The following is a 7,777-nucleotide window of genomic DNA, read 5'->3' on the forward strand; positions in this document are numbered from 1 at the left end:
AAGAGCGCATCGACAAAAACGATTCTCAAATAGAAAACAAGGAAAATTAGCTCCCTCAATCAGAGCTAATCGTCAACTTGAACTTCGAGTCGTTTCTGAACTAACCAAAATCTATCCAATTACTGACATTTACTTTGAGTATGTCAAAACCGATATTGATCTAACTTCCGGTAGAAAAGGAGCTAAGTCTGGAAAAGGTTTCTCGTCGGTTATGGTCGGACAGAAATGGGCGATTGAGCAACTATCTCAATTGGCAAAAGTCCATACCCGCTTTGGTTGGCAAACCTCTAATCTCAGAAAATATTTGCGACTAGAAAAGTCCAAAAATAAAGCAGAACAATCACCAGAAAGTCATGCTAACGATGGCATTGCTAAGAGGGAGGGAGCATCTCACCTTTGTAACCCCTAAATCAGGTTTTATGTCAAGCTATTTTGAAAGCCTTGCTAGAAACCAGTTTTAGGGACAAGTATAATTACTCACTTGCATAAATGAGATACTCCCAAAGAGGGATATTTATGAAGTGGAATCTGACCTGCGGAATGTTGGATATAATCTAATTATGTACTAAAAACAGGAAATTCATGACAAATATTCACTCGATCATCGGTATATTCCCCTCCAATGAAGAAGCAGACATAGTTGTAAGGTGGTAAACGACGTAAATATGGTGGCTCTACCACAAGACATGGGTTCCATAAAGGAGATTTAATTTCTTCTCCCAAAGGAATTGGTTATGTTAGTGGAGATACCGAAAAACAGCTATCTGTAAGCGATGCCAATGGTCAACGATTGGGACAGATAACTGTTAGTAAGATTCAGTTAATTCGTCGTTCTAACGGTTTAATTGTTTCTCACTAACTTATGTAAAGCCGCCCTCCGCTATCGCTAAAGGGCGGGGTTTCAGACCCAGTTTTTCGATGAAAGCCCTGTTACTCTACCCTAAGTTTCCCCAGTCTTTCTGGTCTTACGATCGCTTTATGGAAATCGCGGGACTGAAAGCCACCATTCCACCCCTCGGCATCATTACTGTCGCCGCCCTCCTCCCCCAAAACTGGGAGATTCGATTTTATGATCGCAACGTCAATCCTGAAACAGAAGCCGATTGGGAGTGGTGTGAGTTGGTTATCCTCTCTGCCATGTTGGTCCAGAAGCCAGATTTTCAAGCTCTGATTCAAAAAGCCGTGCAGTTAGGCAAAAAAGTCGCCGTTGGCGGTCCCTACCCCACCTCTGTCCCCCAGGATGCCCTGGATTCTGGAGCGAACTATCTCATTTTGGATGAGGGAGAGTTAACCGTTCCCCTGTTTTTGGAGGCGATCGCTCAAGGTCAAAGCCAGGGAATTTTCCGCTCTGGGGACAAACCAGACGTGACCCTCAGCCCCATCCCCCGCTTCGACCTGCTTCAGCGAGACGATTACTTAATGATGGCAGTGCAATTCTCTCGCGGCTGTCCTTTTAACTGCGAATTTTGCGACATTATTTCCCTCTACGGGCGCAAACCTCGTACTAAAGAGCCGAGTCAGACTTTAGCAGAGTTGCAGACTCTCTACGACCTAGGCTGGCGCGGTTCGTTGTTCATCGTCGATGACAACTTTATTGGCAATCAGCGCAACGTCAAACGCTTTCTCAGAGACTTGATTCCCTGGATGAAGCAGCACGACTATCCCTTCACCTTTATTACTGAAGCCTCGGTCAATTTGGCAGAGGATGATGAATTGTTAAGCCTGATGGCTGAGGCGGGGTTTTATTCTGTCTTTCTGGGGATTGAAACTCCTGACCAAGATAGTCTGCAAGTGACGCGCAAACTGCAAAATACTCGCAATCCACTGGTGGAAGCCTGTCGCAAGATTAATGCAGCCGGTTTGCTAATCTATGCTGGATTTATCTTGGGGTTTGATGGAGAGCGCTCTGGTGCGGGGGCAAGGATTCAAGCCTTTGTGGAAGAAACCAGTATTCCTCAGCCCATGTTAGGCATCCTCCAGGCTCCGCCCAACACGGCGCTCTGGAATCGTCTCCAACAAGAACAGCGTTTAGTTGAGGGTGACAGCATCCATCCGACGGGAGATCAGAATAGCTTGATGAATTTTATCCCCACCCGCCCGATTGCCGAAATTGCCAGAGAGTATGTCGAAGGCTTCTGGACGCTGTACGAACCCAGCCACTATCTCCGACGCTGTTTCCAACAATGTCTCGGTCTGGGTTTGCAGTCAAAACACAAGCAAACCATGCAATTTCCCGTGGGGAAGGGGTTACGGCTGATTACCCAGTTAATCTGGCATCAGGGTATCCGCCGAGCGGACATTCGGGGACAGTTTTGGCGGCAATTATGGACGATTTGGCAAAAAAAGCCCCAAGTTCTCAATCTGTATTTAGGTCTGTGCGCGGCGGGAGAACATTTTTGGGAGTACCGGTCCTTAGCCAGAGAACGGATTACTCAACAACTAGGCTACGATCCCTTAGAAGTTTCTGGTCGTCCCAACCAGAACTGATTCTGACTCGATAGGGAGGATTGGATTGTATGGTCAAGAGATCGCTCCAGGCTTCCCCTTCGGGAATTAAACAGGCTAAACGAGCCTTTGCGCTCAAGGGGTGGACTCAGGAAAATCTAGCAGGGGAAGTGAACTTAAAGACCCGCCAGCCGATTTGGCGGTTTTTCACAGGAAAACCCGTTGATCGCCAGGTTTTCCTGGAAATTTGTTCGATTCTGGATTTGGATTGGCGGGAGATTGCCCTCGCTCCGCCCGCAGAATTTCCTGAACCAGGAGAACTGGCGAAAACTAATATTGATGCTCTGGTGCAAGAGGTGCGAGCGCAACGCCTGGACACCATCCAAAACCAGTGCGGCATCTTGCAGTTACTAGACATCAGCCATCCAGTCAACATTGATGACATCTATGTGGATGTCAATATTTTGGCGGAAATTGCCAGTCAACAGTGGGTGGAGATTGCCGATTGGCAAAACTTGGGTCCTGCTGAATTCGAGCGCGTCGGTTTGGGAGAGGTTGAGCAGAAGCAAATACCCGGAATGCAGGCTGTTGAAACTTACTCAAAGCTTAGAGTTTTGGGCAGGCCGGGGGTTGGCAAAACTACCTTTTTGCAACATCTGGCGATTCAGTGCAACCAAGGCGAGTTTGCGGCGAATCAAGTGCCGATTTTTATCTTATTGAGAGAATTTGCCGGGGAGTCCAGTCCCAGGGGTGAATTTAGCCTGTTCAACTACATCCGTCAGGCATTGCTCACCTCGGGAATTTCCAACCCGTCTGTGCTGGAAACCTTACTGCAAGCGGGCAGAGTCCTGCTGTTGCTCGATGACATGGATGAAGTTCTCAACCAGGACATTACAGCAGTTCTGAGAGAAATTCGCCAATTCTCAGAAAAGTATCATCGCAATCGATTTGTAGTAACCTGTCGCACCGCTGCCCAAAAACTCCAGATTCGAGGTTTCACTGATGTAGAAATTGCCCCCTTTACCCAGGCACAAATCAGCACCTTCGCGCAAAAGTGGTTTGTGGCACTGAGCAAAACGACTGCTCAAGCGGGGCAGGAGCAGTCGGCTCAGTTTATGGAGAAGTTGGACTTGCCGGAAAACTGGCAATTTCGGCAACTGGTGGTGACACCTCTGTTTCTGCATCTCGCCTGCTGGGTGTTTCAGGGTCAAGGGAAATTTCCGAGCAAGCGGGCTGAGTTTTATAAACAAGGGCTGGATTTGCTGCTGGGTAAATGGGATAAAGCGAGAGGAGTCGAACGCGATCAGGTTTACCGGGGGTTTTTATTGCCCCAAAAATTGAGGCTGTTGAGCCAGCTTGCAGCAGTGACTTTTGAACAGGGGCAGTATTTTTTTGAGCAACGCACGATTGAGCAATACATTGGCGACTATTTGCGGAATTTGCCAGGTGCAACCCTGGAAGCAGAGGAACTCCAACTCGAAAGCGAAGCCATGCTGAAAGCGATCGAGGCACAGCATGGAATCCTCACAGAAAGGGCGCGAGGCATTTTTTCATTTTCTTATCTGGCATTTCAAGAATACTTCACGGCTCGAAAAATAGTTGCCAGCCATAATTTGCAGGCATTAGAACAAGCACTGGGAGGGTTGGTGAGTCACATCACCGATTCCCACTGGCGCGAAGTCTTCTTGTTAACGGCTGCCATGTTGCGAAGTGCAGATGCGCTGGTGCAGTTGATGAAGCAACAAATTGATGCCTTAGTCGCGCAAGACTCCTATCTGCAAGAGTTTTTGAGTTGGGCCAGCCAAAAATCCCAGCAGCTCCCAGACGAAACCAAAGTGGCGACCGCACGCGCATTTTACCTTGCCCTTGCCCAAAGCCCGCATACGGCAGATCGCTTTGCCTTAGCCAGCACGCTCGATCAGGGGATGTTTTTAGATGCGGCGTTGGAGAACTTGCTGGTAGAGTTTGCCATCGACCACAGTCAGGATTTTGCCTATGTCAATGCTTGTAGCGAGGCACTCAACAACATTCTGGTGATGGTTCTGGATGCTGGATTTTATAAGTCTTTGCAACAATTGAGAGACCAACTGCCACCTCCGAGTCAAAACCTGGAACGGCTTCAGCACTGGTGGCAGAAAAACTATTCTGCCTGGGTGGAACAGTTGCGGTGTGCGATCGCCAATTATCGCAATATTCATCATCCCTGGCAGTTTACGACTGAGCAACAGCAGATGCTCCAACGCTACTATGAGGCCAATCAACTCCTGATCGATTGTTTGAATAGTAACTGCGAAATAACAGCCGCAATCCGGCAAGAAATTGAAGCCACGTTGCTGTTACCTCAAAAGGACTTGGAAGATCGGGAATGGCAAGGAGATTAAATTGATAGACCACTCATTTGGATTTTACGGGTTCGCTTTCTTTGGGATCATCCTGGCGCGATACTTTCTCGTGGCTGGGGGAACCTATTTGTTCTTCTATTCGCCCTTGAGTCAGTCCTTTGTCAATCACAACCTGCGGCATTGGTCTCCCTCTTGGCGATCAATTCAACAAGATATCACGCTCTCGGTTCTTTCGGCGGGGGTGTTTGCGCTGGCGGCGGCTTTCATCATGACAGGATACAGTTGGGGTATTACCCGCTTATACAGCCACCCTCAACAGTATGGGCTGTGTTATTTAGGGGTTAGTTATGGCGCTGTGTTGGTTCTCCAGGATGCCTATTTCTATTTCACCCATCGCTTGTTTCACCACCCGTCACTCTTTCGGTGGTTACACCAGGGGCATCATCGCTCGCGCTATCCTACCCCGTGGACTTCGTTTGCCTTTGACCCACTAGAGGCGATCGTTCAGTCTCTCTTCCTGGTCGGCATTGTCTTTGTCCTTCCCCTGCATTTCATCACGTTAATTGCGGCACTCACCACGATGACGATCTGGGCAGTGTTAAATCATCTTGGGATCGATCGCTTGCCTTCCTCATTTCCCCATCATTGGTTGGGTCGGTGGTTTATTGGTCCTGCCCATCATTCCATTCATCATCGCAAGTACACCGTACATTACGGTCTATATTTCACGTTCTGGGACAAACTCCTCGGAACTCAAGACCCCGATTATGAGCAGAAGTTTGATGAGCGTCTGACGGGTAAAGTCGATGGAGTTTAACTCGTGCATCGCCCGTTACATTTTGTCTCGTATTCAAGCAATTCATACAGTTTTAATCAATTCACGCAGTAAATCAAGCAACCGCCTGTTACAGTAATGCCAGGAGCAGAATTATCAACTCGAATCAGGAAATTCAATCGCTATAGTTCGCCATACTATAGGATTTACAAAGCTTTTACCGCATAGCGTTGGAGGGAAAAATGACTTTAACTAACCGTAAACGAGCCGTGGGAATCTTCTCTAGCTATCAAGAGGCAGAGAAGGCACTGAATGGATTACGAGATGACGGATTTGCCATGAATGAGGTATCAATCATTGCCAAAGAGCCTGAACGACTGGAGCAGAGCAACCGGATTGGTGAGACACGAGTTCAAGAGCTTACCGAAACAAAAACAACTCATATTGACGAAGGAGCAAAGACCGGGGCAGCGGCAGGCGGAGCCATCGGAGGACTGACAGGCTTGCTGGTTGGGTTGGGCATATTGGCAATTCCTGGAGTGGGCCCCGTCATGTTGGCAGGGGCGGCTGCAACTGCGATCGCTACCACGTTAGCTGGCGGTGCAATCGGGACGGCTACCGGAGGTTTGGTAGGTGGTCTAATTGGTCTAGGAATTCCAGAAGATCGGGCACGAGTCTATCACGATTATGTGGTTCGTGGAGATTACCTGTTGATCGTGGACGGTACAGATGCTGACATCCTTCAGGCTGAAACAATTCTAAAGCGCCGAGGGATTCGCGAGTGGGAAATTTAGGCTCTTCGGGAATTGTTATGCAAATAATTAACTTAAAATAAAATTCGATGAGAGCAACTACGCTCAAAAGTAGCTGAAATTTATACAGGAAAGGACTTAAGGCACAAATAGGTTAATACCAAAAGATAGACAATCGAGTTAAGATTTGATATAATAGCCAAAAACGAGATTATTTTACTTATGATGCTTGACAAATTTTTGAACCTACAAGGAACCTGTATTCAAGGCTATCGACACCTAGAAAATATCGGTATAGTTTTCCAAATCGAATCGAAAAATAAAAAAGCAGCCTGTCCTCGTTGTGGGTTAGAGAGCGATAAACTTCACCAAAATCATCGACATTTAGTCAAAGATTTACCGCTCTCAGGTCAACCAGTGTACCTACAAGTTAATCGTCGTCAATTTAAGTGCGGTAATTGTCAGAAACCCTTTAGCGAAGAGTTAGATTTTGTCGCCAAGAAACGAACCTATACGAAAAGACTAGCCGAGAATATACTCGAACAATTAAAAGAAGGAGATATTTTAAATGTTAGTCGAAGAAATGACGTAACGGAAGAAGAGATTCAAAGAATGATAGAGGACATAGCTGAAGAAATTACAGAGACAGACCTATCGAAATTAAAAAGACTAGGAATTGACGAAATCGCTCTAGTCAAAGGACAAAAAAATTACTGTGCGGTTTTAGTAAATTTAGATACGGGAAAACTAATAGCTATTCTAGAGAAGCGAACACAAGAAGAATTGAGGGAAACGCTTACAGGGTGGGGAAAAGAGGTGTTAGAGCAAATTGAAGAAGTCAGCATAGACCTTTGGTTGCCCTATAAAAATTTGGTGAAAGAATTGATGCCATCGGCCGAGGTAGTCGCCGATAGATTCCATGTAATGAAACAAATTAATCAAGAGTTAGACGAACAAAGAAAAGCAGAAAAAAGAGCCGTAGAAGCGCAGAGAAATAAAAAACAGAAAGCGGAAAAAGAAGCGAAGCTAGAAGTTTTAAAGCGAAGTAAATATAGCTTGTTAAAAAATGAAAAAGATTTAACGGAAACCCAAAAAATCAAACTAGAAGCTATCAAAGAAAATTTCCCAAATTTGAAAAAGATGCACGAGTTAAAGGAAGAATTTAGAAAGATTTATGAAACCTCAGAGAATCCGACAGAAGGACTGCTATCCATCTCGGACTGGTTGGCAAAATCCTCCAGTGTTTTTACCAAGAGTTGTCAAACAATCCGAAACTGGTTTGGAGAAATCATTAGTTATTTCGAGCGAAGGACAACGAATGGGGTGGTCGAGGGAATCAACAATAAACTTAAACTAATAAAACGGAGAGGCTATGGCTTTAGAAACTTTCGGAATTTTTGGGTTAGAAGTATGTTATCTTGGCATCTTGTATGTTGATTTAGCATAAAGGGTAACGAAGAGCC

The 7,777-nt window shown here is 46.2% G+C and carries 5 protein-coding genes and 2 pseudogenes; all 7 read left to right on the forward strand.

Annotated elements, in window-relative coordinates; translation table 11 throughout:
- Nucleotides 1-376, forward strand: a pseudogene (locus tag O9323_RS12315) (RRXRR domain-containing protein); the annotation flags it as partial.
- 270 nt (nt 377-646) lie between these two features.
- Nucleotides 647-859 (forward strand): annotated as a pseudogene (locus O9323_RS22655) (hypothetical protein); the annotation flags it as partial.
- A gap of 59 nt (nt 860-918) precedes the next feature.
- On the forward strand, nt 919-2,487 hold the full coding sequence (locus tag O9323_RS12320) for a B12-binding domain-containing radical SAM protein (RefSeq protein WP_002752249.1): 1,569 nt from the start codon (nt 919-921) through the stop codon (nt 2,485-2,487).
- 29 nt (nt 2,488-2,516) lie between these two features.
- Nucleotides 2,517-4,826 carry an NACHT domain-containing protein gene (locus tag O9323_RS12325; RefSeq protein WP_288125196.1) on the forward strand — a complete coding sequence of 770 codons (2,310 nt, stop codon included), beginning with the start codon at nt 2,517-2,519 and terminating at the stop codon, nt 4,824-4,826.
- 1 nt (nt 4,827) lies between these two features.
- The gene (locus tag O9323_RS12330) at nt 4,828-5,604 is read left to right on the forward strand and encodes a sterol desaturase family protein (protein ID WP_016515453.1); all 777 of its coding nucleotides are present in this window, start codon (nt 4,828-4,830) and stop codon (nt 5,602-5,604) included.
- Nucleotides 5,605-5,804: 200 nt separating this feature from the next.
- On the forward strand, nt 5,805-6,356 hold the full coding sequence (locus O9323_RS12335) for a general stress protein (protein WP_288125197.1): 552 nt from the start codon (nt 5,805-5,807) through the stop codon (nt 6,354-6,356).
- 180 nt (nt 6,357-6,536) lie between these two features.
- Complete coding sequence (locus O9323_RS12340) at nt 6,537-7,751, forward strand: ISL3 family transposase (RefSeq protein WP_288125198.1); 1,215 nt, start codon at nt 6,537-6,539, stop codon at nt 7,749-7,751.
- Nucleotides 7,752-7,777 lie beyond the last annotated feature (26 nt).

It is taken from the genome of Microcystis sp. LE19-131.1A (assembly GCF_027532015.1).
In the GTDB taxonomy this organism is placed as follows: domain Bacteria; phylum Cyanobacteriota; class Cyanobacteriia; order Cyanobacteriales; family Microcystaceae; genus Microcystis; species Microcystis ichthyoblabe_A.

Bases quoted from the DNA above. Each gene is read 5' to 3' on its own strand.
- O9323_RS12320 (WP_002752249.1), top strand. From the start codon at position 919: ATGAAAGCCCTGTTACTCTACCCTAAGTTTCCCCAGTCTTTCTGGTCT.
- O9323_RS12325 (WP_288125196.1), top strand. From the start codon at position 2,517: ATGGTCAAGAGATCGCTCCAGGCTTCCCCTTCGGGAATTAAACAGGCT.
- O9323_RS12335 (WP_288125197.1), top strand. From the start codon at position 5,805: ATGACTTTAACTAACCGTAAACGAGCCGTGGGAATCTTCTCTAGCTAT.
- O9323_RS12340 (WP_288125198.1), top strand. From the start codon at position 6,537: ATGATGCTTGACAAATTTTTGAACCTACAAGGAACCTGTATTCAAGGC.